At 48.1% G+C, this 21990-nt stretch carries 19 protein-coding genes, 3 tRNA genes, 1 pseudogene and 1 other annotated feature; of the genes and pseudogenes, 13 read left to right on the plus strand and 10 right to left on the minus strand.

Translation table 11 applies throughout. The features are described 5' to 3' along the window. Nucleotides 1–56 precede the first annotated feature (56 nt). The 7 genes from DWZ45_RS09660 to DWZ45_RS09700 all read left to right on the plus strand — a co-directional run bounded on the left by DWZ45_RS09660 (nucleotide 57) and on the right by DWZ45_RS09700 (nucleotide 5719). Nucleotides 57–704, plus strand: coding sequence for an IS607 family transposase (locus DWZ45_RS09660; protein ID WP_182426664.1), 648 nt, complete (start codon nucleotides 57–59; stop codon nucleotides 702–704). Beyond that, nucleotides 652–1806, plus strand: a complete 1155-nt coding sequence (locus tag DWZ45_RS09665; RefSeq protein WP_347475386.1) for a transposase — start codon at nucleotides 652–654, stop codon at nucleotides 1804–1806. The genes DWZ45_RS09660 and DWZ45_RS09665 overlap by 53 nt, the downstream gene beginning before the upstream one ends. A 196-nt stretch (nucleotides 1807–2002) precedes the next feature. Further along, complete coding sequence (locus DWZ45_RS09670; protein WP_227589468.1) at nucleotides 2003–2635, plus strand: YitT family protein; 633 nt, start codon at nucleotides 2003–2005, stop codon at nucleotides 2633–2635. A 150-nt stretch (nucleotides 2636–2785) separates the two neighbouring features. After that, nucleotides 2786–2858 (plus strand) — tRNA-Gly (locus DWZ45_RS09675). Nucleotides 2859–2962: 104 nt separating this feature from the next. After that, a complete protein-coding gene (locus DWZ45_RS09680) occupies nucleotides 2963–4096 on the plus strand; it encodes an SLC13 family permease (protein ID WP_118482510.1) in 1134 nt (377 codons plus the stop codon). Between the two features lie 192 nt (nucleotides 4097–4288). After that, nucleotides 4289–4597, plus strand: coding sequence for a hypothetical protein (locus DWZ45_RS09685; protein WP_118482511.1), 309 nt, complete (start codon nucleotides 4289–4291; stop codon nucleotides 4595–4597). Between the two features lie 810 nt (nucleotides 4598–5407). After that, a complete protein-coding gene (locus DWZ45_RS09700; protein WP_118468855.1) occupies nucleotides 5408–5719 on the plus strand; it encodes a hypothetical protein in 312 nt (103 codons plus the stop codon). 246 nt (nucleotides 5720–5965) lie between these two features. On the opposite strand, the pseudogene DWZ45_RS09705 reads toward DWZ45_RS09700, so the two are convergent. After that, nucleotides 5966–6082, minus strand: a pseudogene (locus tag DWZ45_RS09705) (IS3 family transposase); the annotation flags it as partial. 77 nt (nucleotides 6083–6159) lie between these two features. On the opposite strand from DWZ45_RS09705, the gene DWZ45_RS09710 reads away from it, so the two are divergent. Beyond that, on the plus strand, nucleotides 6160–7089 hold the full coding sequence (locus DWZ45_RS09710) for a transposase (RefSeq protein ID WP_227589467.1): 930 nt from the start codon (nucleotides 6160–6162) through the stop codon (nucleotides 7087–7089). Nucleotides 7090–7291: 202 nt separating this feature from the next. On the opposite strand, the gene DWZ45_RS09715 is transcribed toward DWZ45_RS09710, so the two are convergent. Beyond that, a tRNA-Gly gene (locus DWZ45_RS09715) sits at nucleotides 7292–7362 on the minus strand. Between the two features lie 22 nt (nucleotides 7363–7384). Then, a tRNA-Phe gene (locus tag DWZ45_RS09720) sits at nucleotides 7385–7457 on the minus strand. Between the two features lie 286 nt (nucleotides 7458–7743). Further along, nucleotides 7744–7994, plus strand: a binding site (T-box leader). A gap of 189 nt (nucleotides 7995–8183) precedes the next feature. On the opposite strand from DWZ45_RS09720, the gene DWZ45_RS09725 reads away from it, so the two are divergent. The 3 genes from DWZ45_RS09725 to DWZ45_RS09735 all read left to right on the plus strand — a co-directional run bounded on the left by DWZ45_RS09725 (nucleotide 8184) and on the right by DWZ45_RS09735 (nucleotide 11164). Next, the gene (locus DWZ45_RS09725; protein WP_118468857.1) at nucleotides 8184–9230 is read left to right on the plus strand and encodes an ABC transporter substrate-binding protein; all 1047 of its coding nucleotides are present in this window, start codon (nucleotides 8184–8186) and stop codon (nucleotides 9228–9230) included. Nucleotides 9231–9449: 219 nt separating this feature from the next. Beyond that, the gene (locus DWZ45_RS09730; RefSeq protein WP_022358461.1) at nucleotides 9450–10370 is read left to right on the plus strand and encodes a branched-chain amino acid ABC transporter permease; all 921 of its coding nucleotides are present in this window, start codon (nucleotides 9450–9452) and stop codon (nucleotides 10368–10370) included. Next, a complete protein-coding gene (locus DWZ45_RS09735) occupies nucleotides 10364–11164 on the plus strand; it encodes an ATP-binding cassette domain-containing protein (protein WP_118468859.1) in 801 nt (266 codons plus the stop codon). Before DWZ45_RS09730 ends, DWZ45_RS09735 begins: the two co-directional genes overlap by 7 nt. 92 nt (nucleotides 11165–11256) lie before the next feature. Here the strand turns inward: DWZ45_RS09735 and rsmA are convergent, their stop codons facing one another. The 3 genes from rsmA to metG all read right to left on the minus strand — a co-directional run bounded on the left by rsmA (nucleotide 11257) and on the right by metG (nucleotide 14964). Beyond that, on the minus strand, nucleotides 11257–12114 hold the full coding sequence (gene rsmA, locus DWZ45_RS09740; protein ID WP_118469012.1) for a 16S rRNA (adenine(1518)-N(6)/adenine(1519)-N(6))-dimethyltransferase RsmA: 858 nt from the start codon (nucleotides 12112–12114) through the stop codon (nucleotides 11257–11259). A gap of 69 nt (nucleotides 12115–12183) precedes the next feature. Then, entirely contained in the window at nucleotides 12184–12951 is a 768-nt protein-coding gene (locus tag DWZ45_RS09745; protein ID WP_118468861.1) for a TatD family hydrolase, read from the minus strand. Nucleotides 12952–12972: 21 nt separating this feature from the next. Next, nucleotides 12973–14964, minus strand: a complete 1992-nt coding sequence (gene metG / locus DWZ45_RS09750; RefSeq protein WP_118468863.1) for a methionine--tRNA ligase — start codon at nucleotides 14962–14964, stop codon at nucleotides 12973–12975. 222 nt (nucleotides 14965–15186) lie between these two features. Here metG and DWZ45_RS09755 point away from each other — a divergent pair, with 222 nt between their 5' ends. Next, nucleotides 15187–17031 carry a DUF885 domain-containing protein gene (locus tag DWZ45_RS09755; RefSeq protein ID WP_118468865.1) on the plus strand — a complete coding sequence of 615 codons (1845 nt, stop codon included), beginning with the start codon at nucleotides 15187–15189 and terminating at the stop codon, nucleotides 17029–17031. A gap of 73 nt (nucleotides 17032–17104) precedes the next feature. On the opposite strand, the gene DWZ45_RS09760 is transcribed toward DWZ45_RS09755, so the two are convergent. From DWZ45_RS09760 to DWZ45_RS09775, 4 genes are all read right to left on the minus strand, one after another. Continuing rightward, nucleotides 17105–17638, minus strand: coding sequence for a hypothetical protein (locus DWZ45_RS09760; protein WP_118468867.1), 534 nt, complete (start codon nucleotides 17636–17638; stop codon nucleotides 17105–17107). Between the two features lie 105 nt (nucleotides 17639–17743). Next, nucleotides 17744–18190 carry a MarR family transcriptional regulator gene (locus DWZ45_RS09765; RefSeq protein WP_022358468.1) on the minus strand — a complete coding sequence of 149 codons (447 nt, stop codon included), beginning with the start codon at nucleotides 18188–18190 and terminating at the stop codon, nucleotides 17744–17746. A gap of 237 nt (nucleotides 18191–18427) precedes the next feature. Beyond that, on the minus strand, nucleotides 18428–18964 hold the full coding sequence (locus tag DWZ45_RS09770; RefSeq protein ID WP_022359373.1) for a hypothetical protein: 537 nt from the start codon (nucleotides 18962–18964) through the stop codon (nucleotides 18428–18430). Nucleotides 18965–19128: 164 nt separating this feature from the next. Beyond that, the gene (locus tag DWZ45_RS09775; protein WP_118468868.1) at nucleotides 19129–19770 is read right to left on the minus strand and encodes a nucleoside recognition domain-containing protein; all 642 of its coding nucleotides are present in this window, start codon (nucleotides 19768–19770) and stop codon (nucleotides 19129–19131) included. Nucleotides 19771–20050: 280 nt separating this feature from the next. Here DWZ45_RS09775 and DWZ45_RS09780 point away from each other — a divergent pair, with 280 nt between their 5' ends. Further along, nucleotides 20051–21925 (plus strand): ABC-ATPase domain-containing protein, encoded by a 1875-nt coding sequence (locus DWZ45_RS09780; protein WP_118468870.1) that lies wholly within the window; start codon nucleotides 20051–20053, stop codon nucleotides 21923–21925. Nucleotides 21926–21990: the final 65 nt, after the last annotated feature.

Consider the following 21990-nt stretch of genomic DNA (forward strand, 5'->3'; position numbering starts at 1 on the left):
TGATTAAATGTGTTTAAATATACTCAAAGGAGTAAATTATTATGAACACATCAAATATCACAAATTACAAGCCAAAAGATTTTGCTGAACTGTTAGGTGTATCCGTAAAAACATTACAGCGTTGGGATAGAGAAGGAACTCTAAAGGCAAACCGAACTCCAACTGATAGACGTTATTACACTTATGACCAATATCTGCAATTCAAAGGAATAAATACTGAAGATGACCAACGTCAGGTAGTTATTTATACCAGGGTATCTACAAAAAATCAAAAAGATGATTTACAAAACCAAGTTGCATTTTTACGACAGTTTTGTAATGCTAAAGGTATTATTGTAGACCAGTGCATTGAAGATTATGGAAGTGGTCTTAATTACAATCGTAAAAAGTGGAACGAATTATTAGATGAAGTGATGGAACAAAAAATCAAAACCATAATCGTAACTCACAAAGATAGATTTATCAGATTTGGTTACGACTGGTTTGAAAAATTCTGTACAAAGTTTAATACGACCATAGTGGTAGTGAACAATGAAGAACTATCACCACAAGAAGAACTCGTGCAGGATATTGTTTCAATACTCCATGCGTTCTCTTGTAGGTTGTACGGACTTCGTAAGTATAAAAAACAAATAGAAAGGGATGTGGAAATTGCTAAAGAGCTTCAAAACGGAAATAAATCCGACAGAGGAGCAGAAAGTTAAGATCCGTAAAACAATAGGAACTTGTAGATATATTTACAACTTCTATCTCGCTCACAACAAAGAGCTTCATGACAATGGAGAAAAGTTTATGAGTGGTAAAAGTTTTAGTGTCTGGCTGAACAATGAGTATCTTCCCAAAAATCCAGATAAGCTATGGATTAAGGAAGTCAGTTCAAAATCTGTAAAGCGTTCAATCGAAAATGGTTGTATCGCATTTACCAGATTTTTCAAACATCAAAGTGCTTTTCCTAATTTTAAAAAGAAAGGCAAATCTGATGTGAAGATGTATTTCGTAAAGAATAATCCAAAGGATTGCCGATGCGAAAGACACAGAATTAATATTCCATCACTTGGTTGGGTTCGTATCAAAGAAAAAGGATATATTCCTACGACAAAAGATGGGTATGTAATTAAAAGCGGTACGGTATCTATTAAAGCTGGTAGATACTACGTATCCGTTCTTGTAGAGATTCCTGATATGCTTATTGATAGCAGTAATAATGATGGCATTGGGATAGACTTAGGCTTAAAAAATTTTGCTATTGTTTCAAACGGAAAGACGTACAAGAACATTAATAAATCAGCAAGATTAAAGAAACTTGAAAAACAACTACGAAGAGAGCAAAGATGTCTCTCTCGTAAATATAAATATTTAAAGAAAGGAGAGTCCACTCAAAGAGCAAATATACAAAAGCAAAAGCTCAAAGTACAGAAACTTTATCATAGACTGGATAATATCCATACTGATTACATCAATAAGATAATTGCTGAGATAGTGAAAACCAAACCATCTTATATAACGATTGAAGATTTGAATGTGTCAGGTATGATGAAGAACAGGCATCTTTCTAAAGCTGTTGCATCACAGAAATTCTACGAGTTTAGAACTAAATTGAAAAGCAAATGTGATGATAACAATATTGAACTTAGGGTTGTAGATAGATTTTATCCATCTTCTAAACTATGTCATTGTTGCGGTTCTATAAAGAAAGATTTAAAACTTTCAGATAGAATCTATAGATGTGATTGTAGCTATGTTGTAGATAGGGATCTCAATGCGGCACTTAATTTGAAAGATGCTAAAACTTACAAGATTGCATAATGAAAAGCAAATGTAAGTATGTACCGAAGGCTATTTCGGGAATTAACGACTGTGGAGTATACAAGAACTTGTGAGTAGCATATCTGTTTACAGATTGTAAAAGCATATACGATGAAGCAGTAAGTAATGTTCGTGAGAACTTACAACATCTCGATGTGAGTATATTTACACACATTTTGAGTGGCAACCTGTTATTTTGCTGAAATTATTCCATTCCCTCGATTTAAAACTAAAATCCTGCCTGATTGCACTGTTTGGCAGTGCATTTCTGGCATTTGGGCTGTACCATGTCCATTCCTTTTCCGGTGTCACCGAGGGCGGTGTCTTAGGAATGACGCTTCTGCTTGATCACTGGTTCCATATCTCCCCATCCGTATCCGGCTTCGTCATGAACCTCGCCTGCTACGCGATGGGATGGAAACTTCTGGGGCGGCAGTTCATCGCCTACTCCATTCTTTCCAGCGCCAGCTTCTCCCTGTCTTACCGGATCTGTGAGCAGTTTCCGCCCCTGTGGCCGCAGCTTGCCGATATGCCGCTTGCCGCATCCCTGCTCGGCGCAATCTTCGTCGGCGTCGGTGCCGGGCTCTGCGTGCGGATCGGCGGTGCCCCGGGCGGAGACGATGCGCTTGCGATGAGCCTTTCCCACGTGACGCACATCAAAATCCAGTGGATCTACCTCCTGTCCGATTTTGCTGTACTGGTGCTTTCACTGAGCTACATTCCGTTAAACCGCATGGCATACTCCATCCTCACGGTTCTTCTGTCCGGACAGATCATCGGGTTTGTGCAAACCGTGGGAACACATCCAGTGAACAATATGGAAACTTGATCGGTTTCATACGGCTCTCTTGGTTCCAAAAGTACCTGACCTATAGAGCAACAAGAATTTTCTATATTTTTTGATTTTTTTCAAAAAAACCCTTGCCAAATCAACCGACCTGTGATAATATATAACTCGTTGAAGCGATGCTTCAGAAATGCGCGAGTGGCTCAGTTGGTGGAGCGCGACCTTGCCAAGGTCGAGGCCGCGGGTTCGAGTCCCGTCTCGCGCTCTTTTTATTTTATAGCGGAAACCTTTTTCATTTTCATGAGGGTTTCCGCTATTTTCGTTACTGGTCACAGTTACACTTTTTCTTTTTCAAGGGAGTATTTTACCATGATACAAAAAGTAAGTTCTTTTCTCAAAAAGGATACCGTTTTAACCATCGCCCTGGCTCTGGCTGTCCTTTCCATGTTTATCATACCACCGTCTGCCGGATACCTGGGATATCTGGATCTGCACACACTGATCCTGCTCTTTGGCCTGATGACAGCAACCACAGGCCTCCAAAACATCGGTTTCTTTCGACAGCTCGGGGAATTACTGCTGCTTCGAATCCATTCACTCAGGCAGCTGGAACAGCTTCTGATTCTTCTGTGTTTCTTTTCCAGCATGCTGATCACCAACGATGTGGCCTTAATTACCTTCGTTCCATTTGCTCTGGAACTACTGCGGATGGTAAACCGCAAAGACCGGATCGTTCCGGTTGTCGTCTGCCAGACACTGGCAGCCAATCTCGGCAGCATGACAACTCCGGTAGGGAATCCCCAGAATCTGTATCTGTATTCCCACTTTGAGCTTTCACTTGATACATTTATCCGGAGCATCGGTCCATTTTCGCTGCTTTCATTAGTTTTGCTGCTGCTCGTCACAATGTTTACACCAAGGGAGACTATCTCACTAGATACTGCCGGTAGAGCTACAACCTCCGATGAGACCTTTCCTAAACGCTGCCTTTTCTGCTGTCTGGGAATGTTTTTCCTGTGCCTTTGCACCGTAGCCGGTCTTCTGCCGCTTCCAATCCTGTTTATCTGCATTCTGGCGATTGGCTGTCTGGCAGACCCGAAGATCTTCTGTCAGGTAGATTACTCTCTCATCCTGACTTTTATCGGATTCTTCATCTTCATCGGGAATCTGAAACACATTCCTGCGGTAAGCTCCCTGCTTTCCAGTATGATCACGGGACACGAAGTGATAGTCTCCGTTCTGGCCAGCCAAGTAATCAGCAACGTTCCGGCCGCCATCCTGTTGTCCGGATTTACCGAAAAAGGAGTTTCCCTTCTGATCGGAACTAACCTCGGCGGTCTCGGCACCCTGATCGCATCCATGGCGAGTCTTATTTCTTACAAATATATCGTCCGCTCCTGCCCAGAGAAAAAAGGAATCTACTTCCGCTGGTTCACGATTGCAAATGCGGGATTTCTAGCAGTCCTGATGGCGGTATATTTTCTGGTTTTTTATAGCATCTGATAAAAAAGGGCGTGTGATACGATAAACAATTCAATGATTCCATTTTGCAGTTCTCTTATTTCAAAAGTGCACATAACATTTGCCGGCACCTGATGTATCCACGCATCATGTTCCACCAGTACATACCATTCCTTGTTAGCAAATAAATCGTTGTAACTTAGCTTCACTTTACAAAGACGTATCTTACCACCTTTGGCAGATAAGCATGAGCAGATTACCCGTCTCATTGAGGCAGATATCGCGCAGCTCTGGGATGGCGTTCCATCTGCATCAGAATTGCAGGACCGCATGTACGACCTGGCACGCCCCATCTGTTACGACTTTTTGCATAGTATCCAGGGCGCGCCTAGCAGCACGGAGGCGGATATCGCATATGGAATGATGATTGGAGCCACGGATATATTGTATAAACTGTGTGTCATGGACAGGGATGCTTTCGATCGAGTGGTGAAACAAGCTTTCAGAATGGTACTCACGCGGCAGGCAGAACTGAGCAAATAGTGCAAACAAAAAGCGAGGGTTTTTCTCCCGCTTTTTTAGTACAACTCTATGGACGGTTCTTTTTTAGTACCATTCCGACTGCCCGCATCCGCGGTTCGGTGCCCACTCCCACCCACTGGCGCTGACAGTCTGGAGACTGTCTGAAAACGCGCCGAAAGAGGATAATCTGGATCCCCTTTGCCAATCAGTTCCCCAGGGAACCCCTTTTTTCTCCGGTCACAAGCTCTTTTCCTTTCTTCTTCCATGCCCTGCGCTTTCTAAGTCCTCCGCTTTTGGTTTTGTGACAGCGGAGCATATCATATTCAGAGCCGTCTTCGGTTTTTACAGATGCTTTATTAGAGTCAAAGATAGTTGCCTCTGTATAGATTGCTTCTGTAAGTATGTGCCCCTCGCTTGATAGATGGCCATATTTTCCGGTACTATCTTGCCATTATGGTGATTCAGATCATCTCCAAAAATATAGTAAACAAGGGACGTAGCCCACCACAAAAAATAGATAAAATAGGTTTATTATAAAATATTTCAGAATTTTGATAATGCAATAAGACGCTTGACGGAATATAAAAAATACAATATCATTAATACAAATAAACCAGGATTAAGAGGAGGAAATTAAATGAAAACTTTCAGGCGTTTTGTTGCATTTGGCTTAACATTGAGTATCATAATGTGCTCAACTGCTGCATCGACTTTTGCAAGTGAATCAACTCAAGGACGAGCTTCCAATAGTACGGAAGTGCATCGTTACAGTACGGCTATAGTGGCAGGTACGCACTGCGCTTTTCTGACTATGCGGGGATATAACGGAATATGAAATATATAATGTTTTACCCGGAATGTGTTATAATTACTGCAGTCGTATTGTATATTAAACATTTACTCTATCCTTATGATTTTCGTGAAAAATTTCCTTATGACGATCCGCCGCCGAAGTTTTTTGGCTCTTTCTCATTGGGGGAATTAGTACAATATATAATCCAAGTATTAACGTTACCTATTATAGGATTTGCTATGATTCCTTTGCAATTTTTAGGGAAGGTAGCGGATGTAATACTTATAATTTTATTAGTTATGTGGTGGTTTATACCAACAGGGCTCGCTAGAAAAATAGATGACTGGTAATAGAAAAGCGTCCCTGTATAAAAGCAGAGGACGCTTTTCTATTGCAGTAAGATATGTTTTAGAAAGAGCGAAAGGCATTTGTGAAGATAGAATAAATTCTTTTCATCAGATGAGAAGGGTGCATTAAAAAAAACAGGGGCTGTGAAAAAACATAGCCTATAAAAAAGAAGGACCAAGGATTCATAATGTGAGGTGCCCCCTCAAAGTTAGACTTTTACGAGACGACTTCGGTCGTCTCGTTTTTCTTTATGCAGTTAAAAGATGGAGTCGGTATTGGACAGGACTCCTCCATCCTAACTTTTCTTTTATTCGTTTCTCATTGTAGTATTTTATAAAACGTTCTATTTCAGATTTTAATTCCTCGTAAGTTTAGTATTAATACGGAATACTCGCCAGAATACTTAAAGGAAGCCGCATCGAAATACGTAGAAATCTGGCAGTTGGATGAAACAACGTTTGTCGCTGGTAAAGGACATCGAAAGTCCGTCCAGCAGCGCCATTATGAAAAACTTAAGGAATATCTGTCAAAGCTGAATGAATATGTAGAAAAGATCCAAATCTGTGGAGATGGACGCAATAGCTATTCCAAGACTGATCATTCCGCTACTTTCATGCGAATCAAAAAAGACTATATGGGAAATGACCAGCTACTCCCGGCGTATAATGTCCAGGTCGGTGTGGCGGATGAGTATATAGCGGTTGTTGATGTGAACCAATACCGTTCAGATATGGACTGTTTCATCCCCCTCATGAATAAGTTCCATGATATTTATGGATTCTACCCCAAATATCCGGTAGCGGATGCCGGTTACGGCTCGTATAATAACTATATTTTCTGTGAACAGAATGGGCTGGAAAAATATATGAAATTCCCAATGTTTAAGAAAGAAACCACCAACAGAAACTATCATGAAGACCCATTCCGGGCAGTTAATTTCAAGATCGACGGAGATGGAAAAATGCGGTGCCCTAACGGAAAGGGACTCCATTTGCAGTACCGTAAGGCAATAAAAGGAAACGCGTATGGACGGGAAGAGGAAATCTATCAGTGCGAAGACTGCAGTGGATGTCCTTACGTAGAAAAATGTAAAAAGGGAGAAGGAAACCGTACCGTGCGTGTCAATCAGGAACTAACAAAGATGCATCAGGAAGTGATTCAAAACCTTGAGAGTATCCAGGGTGCGCTGCTTAGAATGAACCGTTCCATCCAGGCAGAAGGTACTTTTGGTATTATAAAAAATGACCGCTGGTATAAACGGATTGTGCGAAGAGGGATAAAATCCGTTCAACTTGAAGTATACCTTGTTTCACTGGGACACAATCTTTATAAATTCCACAACAAACAGATGAAAATAAAATCAGCTGCATAGATTTGAAAATCAACAAATTTATGGGGTAAGGGGGAAATGCGCTTTTAGAGACTACTTCGTTTATAATTTTTTAGTCTAAAAGAGCGTGTAAAAAATGATTTCTCATTTTTTCACACGCCCTTTTTGTGTAATAGGGGATTCCAAGGAATTTCCTATTACACAAAAAACACGTCCCGCAAAAACGAAACGTGACAAAAGAAAAAGCGGGTGATGGGAATCGAACCCACGTATCCAGCTTGGAAGGCTGGTGTTCTACCATTGAACTACACCCGCATGATAAATTATGAAATTGTAATGCCCAGAACCGGAATCGAACCAGTGACACGAGGATTTTCAGTCCTCTGCTCTACCAACTGAGCTATCTGGGCATCCTGAGGAATCCTGTGATTCTCATGTTCGCTCTTGTTCAGCGACATGAGTTATTATACTAGAGAGTCTTTTAAATGTCAACTATTTTTTTCTACTTTTCTAAATTTTTTCAAAAACTTTTTCAACTTGCTGTTCCTGCCGCACAGCCAGCGTCCACATCTTCATCTCCAAATTTTCCGTAAACAATGGAAAAACCGACTCTTTTTCATTTTCCTGCATCTTTTTGATTTTGATGGTTGACAAATCCTTTTGGGTGTGTTTATAATGCATGTAACGAAGAACACAGATAAACCGATGAGGAAGAGGAGTATCTGACCTATGTATCGCCACAGAGAGTTCCGGATGGTGGAAACGGAACGCCTTACCGTCAGTGAATGGACTTCCGAGGGCAGCCTTGAACGATTGTTTCAGTAGGGGCTGACGGGACCCCACCCGTTATCCATCGGGGCACGTATGATGGTACGTGTAAGCGAGTGGACATTTTCATGAATGTCAATTTGGGTGGTATCGCAGAAGTTTACGCTTTTGTCCCATGTATGGGGACAGAGGCGTTTTTTAGTTTCTGGAAACATTCTCAGTAAAATCTTTCATCACGGCGCGCGGCGCCAAACCAAAGAGAATCTTCTTTCCAGACACATTCTTTACTCTGCTCCGGCAAGGCAGACTGATACATCTGCCATCCAAAACAAATATCAAAATAAGAATAAAGAATGGAGAAAATGACTATGAAAAAGAATCTGAAAAAATTATTTGCACTTGGATGCACCGCAGCCCTGACACTGACAACCGCAGGATGCTCTTCCAGCACATCCAGCAACGCTTCCGAAGCAGACACCACCGCCGAAACCTCTCAGGAAGCTTCCACGGACAAAAAAATTTATAATGTAGCGATTGTCAAACAGCTCGACCACGCTTCCCTCGATGAGATTGCAAATGCAGTCGAGGCAGAGTTAGATAAAATCGCCGAGGATAACAATGTAGCCATTTACTACGAACTGTACTCCGGCCAGAATGACCAGACAACCTTAAAGCAGATTGGTGATCAGGCGGTTGCTGACGGTGTTGACGCCATCATCCCGATTGCAACCCTGGCTGCACAGGTAGCGACCGTATCCGCACAGCAGACCCAGACACCGGTTGTCTACGCCGCTGTTTCCGATCCGGAAGCCGCTGAGCTGACCGGCATCGACTATGTAACCGGTACCAGCGATGCGCTGAACACCGAGAAAATCATGGATATGATTTTTGCCGCAAACCCAGATGTTAAAAATGTGGGGCTTTTATATTCCTTATCTGAGGCAAACTCAACCAAACCGATCGCGGATGCAAAGGCATACTTAGATGAAAAAGGCATCTCCTACACCGAGCAGACTGCAAATACCAACGACGAAGTAATTACCGCTGCCTCCTCCCTGGTTGCTGACAAAGTAGACGCTGTCTTCACTCCTACCGACAATGTCATCATGGCAGCTGAGCTGGCTATCTTCAAGGATCTGGCCGATGCAGGCATCCCGCACTATGCCGGCGCTGATTCCTTCGTCCGCAATGGCGCATTTGCCACCTGCGGCGTCAACTACACGGCTCTTGGTACACAGACCGCTGACCTTGCTTATCAGGCAATCACCGAAGGCATGGACGGCATGGAAGACTACTACACCGCAGAAGGCGGCATCGTAACCGTAAATACCGAGACTGCAGAAGCCCTGAATATTGACACAGCTGTATTCAAAGACTTTGGCGATGTTGTAGAGGTTACAACCACCGAGGACTAACATCCTCATCCGATGGCACTTTGTTTTTCATTTGCCTGAGATTTGTTTCATAACCGATCCACCAATTTTTACATATTATAATGTTTGACTGACTTTCATGTACTCTCAGAGCCGTAAGACAGACCAGACGCCAGCCGCATCCCCCGCTTACCACGCGGCTGGCGCATCTGCCTTATGAACGCTCTGGGAGTACCGATCATTCTACGGAGGTAATTTCCCATGCTTCATATTTTACAAACCGCTCTGGAACTGGGATTTCTATATGCGCTGGTGCCGATGGCGCTGTTCTTGAGTTTCCGCATACTGGACATCGCGGATATGACAACGGACGGCTGTTTCGTCCTCGGCACAGCGGTATCCGTCACAATGGCTGCGGCAGGGCATCCATTTCTCGCGGTTCCGGCTGCCATGCTTGCAGGCATCTGCGCCGGATTTGTCACCGCATTTCAGCAGACCCGTCTCGGCGTTCCGTCCATTCTCGCCGGTATCATCACCAATATGGGACTCTACACCATCAATCTGATGGTAATGGGCTGGAGTGCCAACGTGAGTCTTTTAAAGACAGAGACCATCTTTTCCCTGCTTCAGAAAACCGGTATCGGGGGTGACTGGTATGAAGCACTTCTGGCAATCTGCGTAACTGTGCTTGCGGGCGCACTGCTCGTCTATTTTCTCGGTACCCGTCTGGGACTCTCCATCCGGGCAACCGGCAACAACATTGACATGGTGCGCGCCTCCTCGATCAACCCGACATTTACCATTACAGTCGGCTTATGCATCGCCAATGCGCTGACCGCACTCTCCGGCGCAATGGTCGGTCAGTACCAGAATACCGCCGACATCAACGGCGGCACGGGTATCGTCGTGATCGGTCTTGCCTGCCTGATCATCGGTGAAACCGTCCTCGGACGCCGCGGCGTAGCAAGAGGTGTCATCGCCACCGTCATCGGTTCGATTATTTACCGTTTTATCTACGCTATCGTCCTGTATACAAAAATCATGCCTGTACAGGGGCTGAAACTGGTCACCGCTGTGATCGTAGCGCTGGCAATCGCATTTCCGACGATCCGGAAATGGGCGGCATTCCAGACACGTAAAAATGCAGCGGCACGCCGGAAGGGAGGACACGGAGCATGTTAAATATTCAGTCGATATCAAAAACCTTTAATCCGGGAACTGTCAACGCCAAACAGGCGCTCTCCGGGCTGTCCCTGCATCTGGATCACGGAGATTTCGTGACAATCATCGGTTCCAACGGCGCCGGAAAATCGACCCTGTTCAATGCGATTGCCGGCAGCTTCTACGTCGATGACGGCTTTATCGAGCTGGACGGCGAGGACATCACCTATATGCCGGAGCACAAGCGCAGCCTGATGGTCGGCCGCCTCTTCCAGGACCCGTTAAAGGGAACGGCGCCGGGCATGACGATCGAAGAAAATCTTGCCCTCGCCTATCTGCGGACTGCAAAGGGGAAATCGCCATTTTCCCGCATTTCCAAGAAAGATAAAGATGCGTTCCGCGAACGCCTCTCCCTCTTAAATATGGGGCTTGAAAACCGGATGACCCAGCCGGTCGGACTTCTCTCCGGCGGTCAGCGCCAGGCGCTCACCCTGCTCATGGCAACCCTCATCACGCCCAAGCTTCTGTTGCTCGATGAGCACACTGCCGCCCTCGATCCGGGAACAGCTGAAAAAGTACTGGAGCTGACGAAAAATATCGTTGCTGAGGAGAAAATCACCTGCCTGATGATCACCCACAATATGAACCAGGCTCTGGAGCTCGGAAACCGCACGCTCATGATGGCAAACGGAAATATCGTGCTCGACGTCGGCGGCGCAGAGCGCGCTTCCATGACTGTCGAGGATCTGATCGCCCGCTTCAAGACCGGCGCAGGCCACGCGCTGGATAATGACCGGATTTTATTGTCGGAATAATTTTAAAAAAGCAAAAAATTCAAAAAGCCCCATCCTTTCAGATTTGAATCTGCATAAGGATGGGACTTTTTTATATTTCTCTTATCCAATTTCTATTTCCCAAGCACATCCGAAAGCGCTGCAAACTGCGCCAGCGTCAGCGTCTCGCCGCGCACGGACGGGGAAAGTCCCAGCGACTCGATTGCGGCTGCGATCTCTTCCTTGCTAAAGGAGAGATCCTGCGCGTTGGAAAGCCCGTTCTGCAGGGTTTTCCGGCGCTGGTTGAAGGACGCGCGGATGAGACGGAACATTAAATCTTTATCCTTTACCTCCACCGGCGGCTTCGCATGGCGGGTCAGACGGATGACCGCTGAGCCGACATTCGGACGCGGAATGAAACAGTTCGGCGGCACATTTGCCACGATGTATGGCTCGGCATAATACTGAACCGCCAGCGACAGCGCGCCGTAATTCTTCGAGCCCGGACCAACCTGCATCCGGTCTGCGACCTCTTTCTGCACCATAACCGTAATATTGTCGATCGGCGCGCCGCTCTCAAACAGCCCCATGATGATCGGGGTCGTGATATAGTACGGCAGGTTCGCCACGACCTTAACCGGACGTCCGCCGCCTTTTTCTTCCGCCATTTTTTTTATGTCAATCTTTAAAATATCTTCATTGATAACAGTTACATTTTCGCAGTCCTGAAGCGTATCTTTTAAGATCGGAATCAGATTTGTGTCGATCTCCACGGCGATGACCTGTCCTGCCGCCTGTGAAAGGCGCTGTGTCATCGTACCGATGCCAGGACCGACTTCCAGGACGGTGTCCTCCTTGGTCATGCCCGCCGCTGAGATAATCTTGTCCAGCACATGCGTATCAATCAGAAAATTCTGACCGAATTTTTTCTGGAAAGCAAAATTGTATTTCTGTATTACTTCGATTGTATTCTTCGGGTTTCCAAGATCCATTCCGAAAATCCTTTCCCAGAGTCCGGAACCTGACCGAGACACCACCCAGCCAGGTTCCTCCTCTCTTCTTTACATTAACCGGTACAGCTTCCGCGCATTCTCTTCAGTCGCACGGACGATCTCCTCCGGTGTACATTTCTTGATTTCTGCCAGCTTTTCTGCCACATATGGCAGGTTCAGCGAAGAGTTGCGTTTGCCGCGGTTTGGAACCGGAGCGAGGTAGGGGCAGTCGGTTTCGAGTACCAGACGGTCGAGCGGCGCCATCTCGGCTACTTCCAGAAGCTTTTTCGCGTTCTTGAAGGTCAGTACGCCGCCGATGCCTAAGTAAAAGCCCATCTTTAAATACTCTGCCGCCATCTCTTTTCCATAAGAGAAGCAATGAATCACACCGCCTATCTCCCCGGAGTGCTCTTCCTTCATGATATCGAGCGTATCCTTCGCCGCGTCGCGGCTGTGGATGATGACTGGAAGTTTTAATTCCCGCGCCAGATTTAACTGGCGGTGGAACCATTTCTTCTGGGTCTCATGATCCGGCTCTTCCCAGTAATAGTCGAGACCGATCTCGCCGATCGCCACGATCTTCCCGGACTGTGCCAGCACACGGAGTTCGGCAAATTTTTCCTCGTCAAGCTCCGCCGTGCTGCTCGGATGGACACCTGCTGCCCCATAGATAAACGGATATTTTTCCGTCAGGGCAATCGTCGTCTTCGTGCTTGCCATATCTGCGCCGACATTGACGACCGTGCCGATCCCGCCTGCTGCCAGACCGGAAAGAAGCTCTTCCCGGTCCCCGTCAAACGCCTCATCATCGTAATGAGCGTGTGTATCAAATATCATATAAGTTATATTCCTTTTTTCTTAGCAGATCTCCGCACCCGCCGGCATCTCTTTCTCCGTTGTCATCAGGGACAGCTTTCCGTCTGCATCCTCGGCACACAAAATCATGCCCTCGGAGAGCAGACCTGCCAATTTCGCCGGTTTTAAGTTGGTCACAACCATGACTCTCTTGCCGACCATCTCCTCCGGGGAGTAGGAATGCTTGATGCCGCTGATGATTTGGCGCACTTTGCTTCCGACCTGAACCTGGGAGCAGAGAAGCTTCTTGGACTTCGGAACAGCCTCGCAGGAGAGGATCACGCCAACCTGGAACTGCAGTTTTGCAAAATCATCGTAGGTAATCTCTGCTTTCGGCTCGATATCGATGCCCTCGGCTTTCTCGTCCTCTTCCTTCTCCGGCTCTGCCTTTGCAGCAACTGCCTTCTTCTGCTCTTCCTGGATAACTTTGACTTTCTTCATCACATCGTCGAGTTTCAGGCGGGCAAAGAGAACCTCCGGCTCCTCAGTCACCTTATTTCCGGACGGATAACGGCCAAATTCATCCATCTGTGGCAGTTCACGTTTTACGGTATTTAATTCTTTTAAGATCTTCTCCGAGGTCTCCGGCATGAAGGATTCAAGCAGGGACGCACCGATCGTGATAGACTCAACCAGGTTGTAGAGAACAGTCGCAAGACGATCCTGCTTGTCCTCTTCCTTTGCCAGAATCCACGGGGTTGTCTCGTCAATGTATTTGTTGCTGCGGCGAAAAATATTGAAGATCTCGGTGATCGCATCGGCAACGCGCAGCTTATCCATCTTCTCATCGACCTTGCGGACTGCTTCCAGCACTACCTTCTTCAGATCCTCGTCCACCGGCTCCGTCACGCCCTTGTCGGCTACCACGCCGCCAAAGTACTGGTTCGTCATCGATACCGTTCTCTTTACGAGGTTGCCGAGGATATTTGCCAGATCCGAGTTCAGTCTCTCTACCATCAGCTCCCAGGTAATAACGCCGTCGTTCTCAAACGGCATCTCATGCAGAACGAAGTAGCGGACTGCATCCACGCCAAAGAAATCAACCAGTGTATCGGCGTAAATCACATTTCCCTTGGATTTACTCATCTTGCCGTCGCCCTGTAACAGCCACGGATGACCAAATACCTGCTTTGGAAGCGGCAGGTCGAGTGCCATCAAAAAGATCGGCCAGTAAATGGTATGGAAACGGATAATATCCTTACCAATCAGATGCAGGTCTGCCGGCCAGTATTTCTTGAACAGCTCGCCGCTCTCGCCGTCGCAGTCATATCCAAGACCGGTGATATAGTTGGTCAGTGCATCCAGCCATACATATACAACGTGCTTCGGGTCGAAATCAACCGGAATCCCCCATTTAAAGGAAGTACGGGAAACACACAGATCCTGCAGGCCCGGAAGCAGGAAGTTGTTCATCATCTCATTTTTACGGGAAACCGGCTGGATGAACTCCGGGTGCTCATTGATATAATCGATAAGTCTCTGCGCATATTTGCTCATACGGAAGAAATATGCCTCTTCCTTCGCCGGCTGTACCGGGCGTCCGCAGTCCGGGCATTTGCCGTCTACGACCTGAGACTGGGTCCAGAAGGACTCGCACGGGGTACAGTAAAGTCCCTCGTAGCAGCTCTTGTAAATATCGCCCTGATCATAGAGCTTCTTGAAAATCTTCTTTACCTGCGCCTCATGATCCTCGTCGGTGGTGCGGATAAATTTGTCGTAGGATGTATTCATCAGATCCCAGATCGTCTTGATCTCACCCGCCACGTTATCGACAAACTGCTTCGGCGTGATGCCAGCCTCATCTGCCTTTAACTCGATCTTCTGACCATGCTCATCGGTGCCCGTCTGGAAACGCACATCGTAGCCCTGCGCTCTCTTGTAGCGCGCAATGCTGTCCGCCAGTACGATCTCATAGGTATTTCCGATATGCGGTTTGCCCGATGTATAGGCAATCGCAGTTGTTATATAGTAAGGTTTCTTACAGTTCTGACACATTTATCATGCCCTCCTTATTAAAATTGCGCTTTAAATTGTGTTCTTCACAAAAAAAGCCTCTAACCGCCCATGGTTTTCCATCTGCGATTAAAGGCAAGCCACCTTCTTTTCTCTGCCTTTTCTTCATATATAAATATATAGATTAAGTCTATCTGTTTTGCATCCCTTTGTCAAGTATGGTATACTTGCAGACATATATATTTGTTTTGGAGGTATTATATTATGCAGAAACGCTTTTCCTTCCCGCCCCTGCCGCGCACAGCGCTCGCGATCGCTGCAGCTGCTGCCCTGGCGCTCTCCGGATGCGCTGGTTCTTCCGGCTCAGGAACCCCCGCCGAATCCTACGCCGCTTCCGGGCAGACTGGTTCTCCTTCCAATGCATCGTCCGATGCTGCCAGCGAACAGGCGCGTTTTGATGCGTTTCTCGCACACCAGTTTCAAGAAAGCGTGCAGGATGATCCGCTCTCCCTTCATTTTCTTGTCCGGAATCCGGAAAATTACGGTATCACCGAACCGGAGATGAAATTTCCAGAATATTCCCTGGAACAGCTTCAAAAAGATTCCGAGGAAAACGCGGCCATTCTTGAGGAACTTTCTTCCTTCGATACCTCTCTCTTGACCTCCGACCAGCTCTTCACCTACCGGATGATGAAGGACACACTGGAGACGGAAGCCGGCTCGAAGGGACTGGAACTCTACAATCAGCCGTTAAGCGCCCTGATCGGCACGCAGGCGGAACTTCCGACCTTATTAGCCGAATATACATTTTACAACCGTGCCGACATCGACCATTACCTGGCACTGCTTTCGCAGATCGACACATATTACAAGCAGCTCGCAGCGTATGAACAGGCGCAGGCAGACGCCGGTCTCGCACCGTCCGACGACACCATCGACCGGATTTTAAAATCCTGTAAAAGCTACCTCATCCGCCCGGAAAACAGCCTGCTGACGGAAACATTTGCCTCCCGCTTAAATGCGGTTGAGGGCTTAAGCAATGCAGAAAAGGCGTCCTACAAAGCAAAACATCTGACCATTTTAAAGGAACACTTTATCCCGGCATATACAAACCTCTCTAAAGCACTGGAATCGCTCAAGGGCTCCCATCCGGAGGCAGGAGGACTTAGCACCTACGAACACGGCAGGGAGTATTATGCCTATCTTGCGGCGGCGCTGACCGGCACAGATTCTTCGGTCGATGCGCTCAAAACGCGGATTGAGAAGCAGATGCAGGCAGATTTATCCGAAATCCGCGTCCGCTTAAAGGAACATCCAGAACTCGTCCGGCAGATGACCGACTCTGCCATCACACTCTCCGATCCGGATGAGATCCTTCAGAATTTACAGACGCAGATTCAGGATGATTTCCCGGCGCTTACAGATACCTCCTACACGCTCAAATACGTCCCGGAAGCGCTGGAATCTTCCCTGTCCCCGGCATTTTTCCTCGTACCGCCGATCGATTCCGACGGTTCCAACACCATTTACATCAACGAAAAAGCAAGCACTGAGCAGAACCTCTACACCATGCTGGCGCACGAGGGCTATCCGGGGCATCTCTACCAGTCGGCTTATTTCAATGACCGGGAGCCGGTTCCGGTACGGCGGCTTCTTGCCTGCGGCGGCTACAACGAAGGCTGGGGACTCTACAGCGAACTGTACGCCTACTCCTTCGACAACGGACTGCCGGAAGCGGTCAAACCGCTGATGCGCTGCAGCGAAGCCAGCAGCTACGGGCTGTACGCGCTTCTCGACATCTGCATCCACTATGATGGCTGGGATCTCGCCACAACCACCAGTTATCTGGAAAATTCCTACGGATTTACGGATCCGGAATCCGCGCGCGAGATATACCTGGCAATCATTGATAATCCGGGCAATTACCTGAAATACTATACCGGCTATCTGGAAATCCTGACCATGCGCCAGGAAGCCGATGAGGTACTTGGAAACAAATTCAACGCCAAGAGCTTCCACCAGTTCATCCTGAACATGGACGGCGCTTCCTTCCGGGTCATCAAACCGTATTTTCAAACATGGCTGATGACGGAGAAATTACACGTATAAGAGAAAAAGAGCGGTATCTCCCTGTATGCATCCGCAGACTTCAGGGATCCCGCTCTTTTCGCATTTTCATGCTTTAGTTTACTTTCTTGTAATTCTTCTCAAAGCTCATCGGACCGTCGCCGATCTTCTCGCCTGCTACGCTCAACTCCAGCGTCTTTGCCTCGTAGTTCTGGATAAATGTATTGGCAATGGCCATGACAACCAGCTTGTCAGAGGACTCCTTTAAGGAGGAGAGATCCAGCGCCAGGGCGCCGTCCTTCTGCTCAAATTTATCCACGGTGATTCCCTCTTCAATGACGCCCACCTCTGCCATCTTATCAAGCAGTTCCTGTGCATCCAGCTCATCGCCGTCAATGCCATCCATATTCTGTTTTAAGCCGCTCTTATCAGATTTTACAGAATATACGCAAACGGTTACCGTCGGATCTGCATCCGTTACCACCATGCTTTCTTTCTCAGCCACGCCGTCTACAGTCTCCTGCTGCGCCGCACCTGCCGGGGCAGTCCCATGTTCGCTGGTTTCTCCTGTATTTCTTGCCGTCGGCGCACATGCGCCCAGAACAGCTGCCATCATAAGACCAGCTGCCATTACCATAAATTTCTTCATAATGTACCTCCTTGTATTCTCCTCGCAGCAGTTGCTTCACGGTTTTCGCAACCGTTTTTGTCTTTCACACCTGTTTCCATCCAGTGCAGACTACATCCATTCTTTTTACCGCTGCCCATCCTTACTCCTAAACCACTGATTCAGCTTCATCAGCGCCTTTACCAACGTCTGCATCTCATCTTCCGACAGATCGCTTGTCAGGCTCTCGATCATCTCCCGGTGGAACCGGGCGTGATGCCCATACGCTTTTCTGCCCCGCTCTGAAAGAGAAATATATACGACCCGCCGATCCTCGAGTCCCCGGCTTCGTTCCACATAGCCTTTTTTGACCAGGCTGTTCATGGCAATTGTGAGCGTTCCCACCGTAACGGACAGTTCTCTGGCAATCGATGACATATTTTTCGGTTCACCAATCCCGATCGCTTCGATCACATGCATATCGTTATTCGTGATGTCTTTAAACTCCGGCGTAATGATTACCTTCTGTTCTATGTCCATCACATCGCGGAACAGCGTCACCAGAAGCTCATTCAGCGTCTCATAATTTCCCACAGTTTTCCCTCTCATCCTTGGTTTCAGTGCGCAAAACGGCAATTTACCCTACCGATTATACAATATTCTGTGCAGCAAGACAACTAGCAAATTTCTTACATCTTCTCTTATAACATGGCACTTGTTACTGTTCACGCACACGTGCCCAGTAACGGAATTTGCCGATGTTTCGCATTCCAAACCGGCAAAATCTGCAGCCAGAACTGTATCGTATGGAATTTTCAGTTCAGAAAATTCCTACCCGTGAACAGTTACCATAGCACTACATAAGATACTCGCCACAAGCCCCGCGAACGTTGCAATCAGCGCCCCCGCAAGCGTCCATCGCGTCTTTGAGATCCGCACGGTCAGATAGTAGACACTCATCGTATAAAAAACCGTCTCCGTGCAGCTCTCAAGAACCGACACCATCATGCCGAGCCGCGAATCGGGTCCATACGTTTTAAAAATATCTAAGAGCAGCCCCGTCGCCGCCGAACTGGACACCAGACGCACCAGAAGCAGCGGAACCACCTGTGCCGGTATATGCAGAAATGCCGCCGGTCCCGCCAGCACCCCGGAGAGGAAATCGAGAAAACCGGAGGTCCGAAGCACGCCGACCGCCGCCATCAGTCCCACCAGCGTCGGCAGGATTCCAGCCACCGTTTTAAGCCCCGCAAGCGCCCCTTCGATAAAATCATCAAAAACCGGGCGTTTCTGAAGCACCGCAAACCCAACGATATAAAACAAAACAACCGGAACCAGGTATTCAGAGAGGTAATTGATGCAGCGCATTCGACGGCTCCCGTGTCTATACTTGTTTTATATGTATGGTTTGAATCCGCGTTCTATGATAACGGATCTGTTTCCAGAGCCCCTTATTTTAACAAGGGCATTATAGGGGATAAATTTGTTTTTTGTGTGAAATTTTTCCCCTACATGACGCCAAATTGCGTTTTCTATTTCCAGCCATCCTTTTTTATTGATTTATATTGCTTTCTCCTGCACATCACGCGGCACACCGCCACTCCTGCCAGCGTGCTGACACAGGTCGCCAGGAACGCCGGACCGGCCACTGCCAGCGGATGCGCCGATCCGTACTGGCTCCGGTAGGCGATCATATTGATAGGAATGAGCTGCAGCGATGAAATATTTACGACCAGAAACGTACACATTTCATCGCTCGCCGTTCCCTGTGTGACCGCCGCCGGATCCCCCGCCGCTCTCCGTTCCTCCTCCAGTTCTTCCAGCTCCTTCATCGCCGTAAGCCCCGCCGGGGTCGCCGCCCAGCCAAGCCCCAGCATATTGGCAATCATATTGGCGGCCATCGAAGAAAGCGCCGGATGACCCGCTGGAATGCGTGGAAAGAGGAAATGAAGCACCGGCCGCATCCCCACCGACAACTGCTCAATCAGCCCCGCCCGCCGTCCGATCTCCAAAATTCCCGTCCAGAACGCCATCACCCCCAGCATCGTGATTCCCAGCGAGACTGCATCCCCCGCCGCTGCAAGCATTCCCTCCGTCACCGCCCCCAGCGTCCCATGCACCGCCGCCCAGCCAAGCCCCGTAAGCATCATAAACGCCCAGAGTGCATTTAACATGCATCTACCTCCCTGCTGTCATATGGTACGCTCAGAACATTTTATACTCAGACAAGTATAAAAAGACGCCAAATATACACCATCATAAATAGATACAATTATATCGTTTCTTTTCGTCCATTCCGCTTGCATTTCAGAATTTGGATCTTTAAAATAAGAACTATCATCTCCTTCACATGACAGACATTCTTTGAAAAAGGTCATTTTATATGGATTCTCCTGCCAAAAACCGTGAAGGCATTGAAATATGATTTAATATTATGAAAACGAGGTATTCAGAATGAAACAATCCGCAGATTTAAAGCGTCTCCTCACCTCCATCGATCACAAAAGCTATCCGGCTTACAAGGATGTGCGCGGCGCTTATGATTTTAATACGTATATTTTATCCATCGACCATGTACAGGGTGACCCGTTTGCATCTCCTTCCAAGGTCAGTGTCCAGGTCCGCCACGCGAAAGCCGGATTTCCGGCAGAACTCTTTGATACGCCGTGGAAAAAAACAGCGCTTGAAGATTACCTGCTCCGCTGTTTTTCCCGTGAAATCGGTCGTCTTTCTTTCAAGGCAAAAGGTTCTGGAAAAAGTGGTCTGATCGCCACCAGCCGCCCCGGTCAGGAGGTCCTCTCCCGGACCGCCTGCGAGATCGGGAGAAATGAGATTACAGCCCGTTTTGAGGTTGGTTTCCCGGCATTCGGGCGCACCATCAACTCAGGTGAACTGATCCGGATTTTCTTTGATTTTCTTCCAGGCTGTGTCGAAAACGTCTTTTTCTACCGCCGCCAGAACAACGCCGAAATCAAAAAACGCATCACGCTGGCAGACGACCAGCAATTTATCCGCAATGAGCTGAAACGCTTGGACCTCGTCTCCTTCGTCGCAGACGGCTCAATCCTGCCGCGTGAAACCGGCGTCTCCGACCGTCCGATGAAGGGCAGTGTGGCGTTCCATTCTCCAGATTCCTTAAGAATCACTCTGAATCTTCCGGGACACGGTCCGATCTCCGGCATGGCAATCCACCGCGGCATCACCCTGATCGTGGGCGGCGGCTACCACGGCAAATCCACACTGCTAAAAGCGCTGGAATCCGGCGTCTACAACCACATTCCGGGGGATGGACGTGAATATGTCATCACCGATGAAACCGCAGTCAAGCTGCGCGCCGAGGATGGACGCAGCATCAACCACGTTGATATTTCCCTCTTTATCCGGGATCTGCCGAACAAAAAAGACACCACCTACTTTTCCACCGCCGATGCCAGCGGCAGTACCTCCCAGGCGGCAGCCGTGATCGAAAGCATTGAAGCAGGAGCCCGCGCTTTCCTGATCGACGAGGACACCTCCGCTACCAACTTCATGCTGCGGGACGACCTGATGCAGCGCATCGTCAGCCGCGATAAAGAGCCGATCACCCCGTTCATCGAACGCGCCCGCGATCTCTACAAGCAGGCAGGCATCTCCACCGTCCTCGTAGCTGGAAGCTCCGGCGCCTACTTCTTCATCGCAGACACTATTATCCAGATGGATGCATACCGCCCGTTTGATATCACGGAGATGGTAAAAAATGCCTGCGAACAGGAGGCTTCCAAACCCGCCATCCAGGCGCCTGGGTTCAAGCTCCCGACAGCTGGACGGAAGCTGGCGGCTGGCGGAACAGGGCGGGCTGTGGGCGCGATGGCGCTGAATTTTGGCGACAGCCGCGCAGAAGCAGGCGGTGAATCTCAGGAAGAGGGCGAAAACAGCAGTCGTTCTGGACGGTTTGGCAATCGCGGCGGCAGCGCCTCCGATGCAGGACGCTTTGAACGCGGTCGCGGAGGACGCCGCGAAGCTGATCGAAATTCCGACCGGAACACGCGTATCAAAGTCCGTGTCCACGACAAACACTCTTTCCAGGTTGCCAAAGAGCCGGTCGATCTGCGCTTCGTCGAACAGCTTGCCGACAGCGAGCAGACCGCCGCACTTGCCCAGATGGTGCGCTACTGCCTGGAAAAAGGGCTTCTGGAGCGCTGCACCGTACAGGAAACGGTTGCCACACTCTTAAAAGCCTATGAAGCAGACGGGCTCTCTGTGTTCAGCGATGCTTCATATGCCGCCATGGGACTGGCAATGCCGCGCGTGCAGGAGATTTATGCTTGTTTAAATCGTTTTAGGGGATGATTGGATACACAAAAGAGGGCTGCATTTTGCAAGCCCTCTCTTTATATTTTTGCATTTTACACTGA

The sequence above is a fragment of the Clostridium sp. AF32-7AC genome (assembly GCF_003477925.1).
In the GTDB taxonomy this organism is placed as follows: domain Bacteria; phylum Bacillota; class Clostridia; order Lachnospirales; family Lachnospiraceae; genus Otoolea; species Otoolea fessa.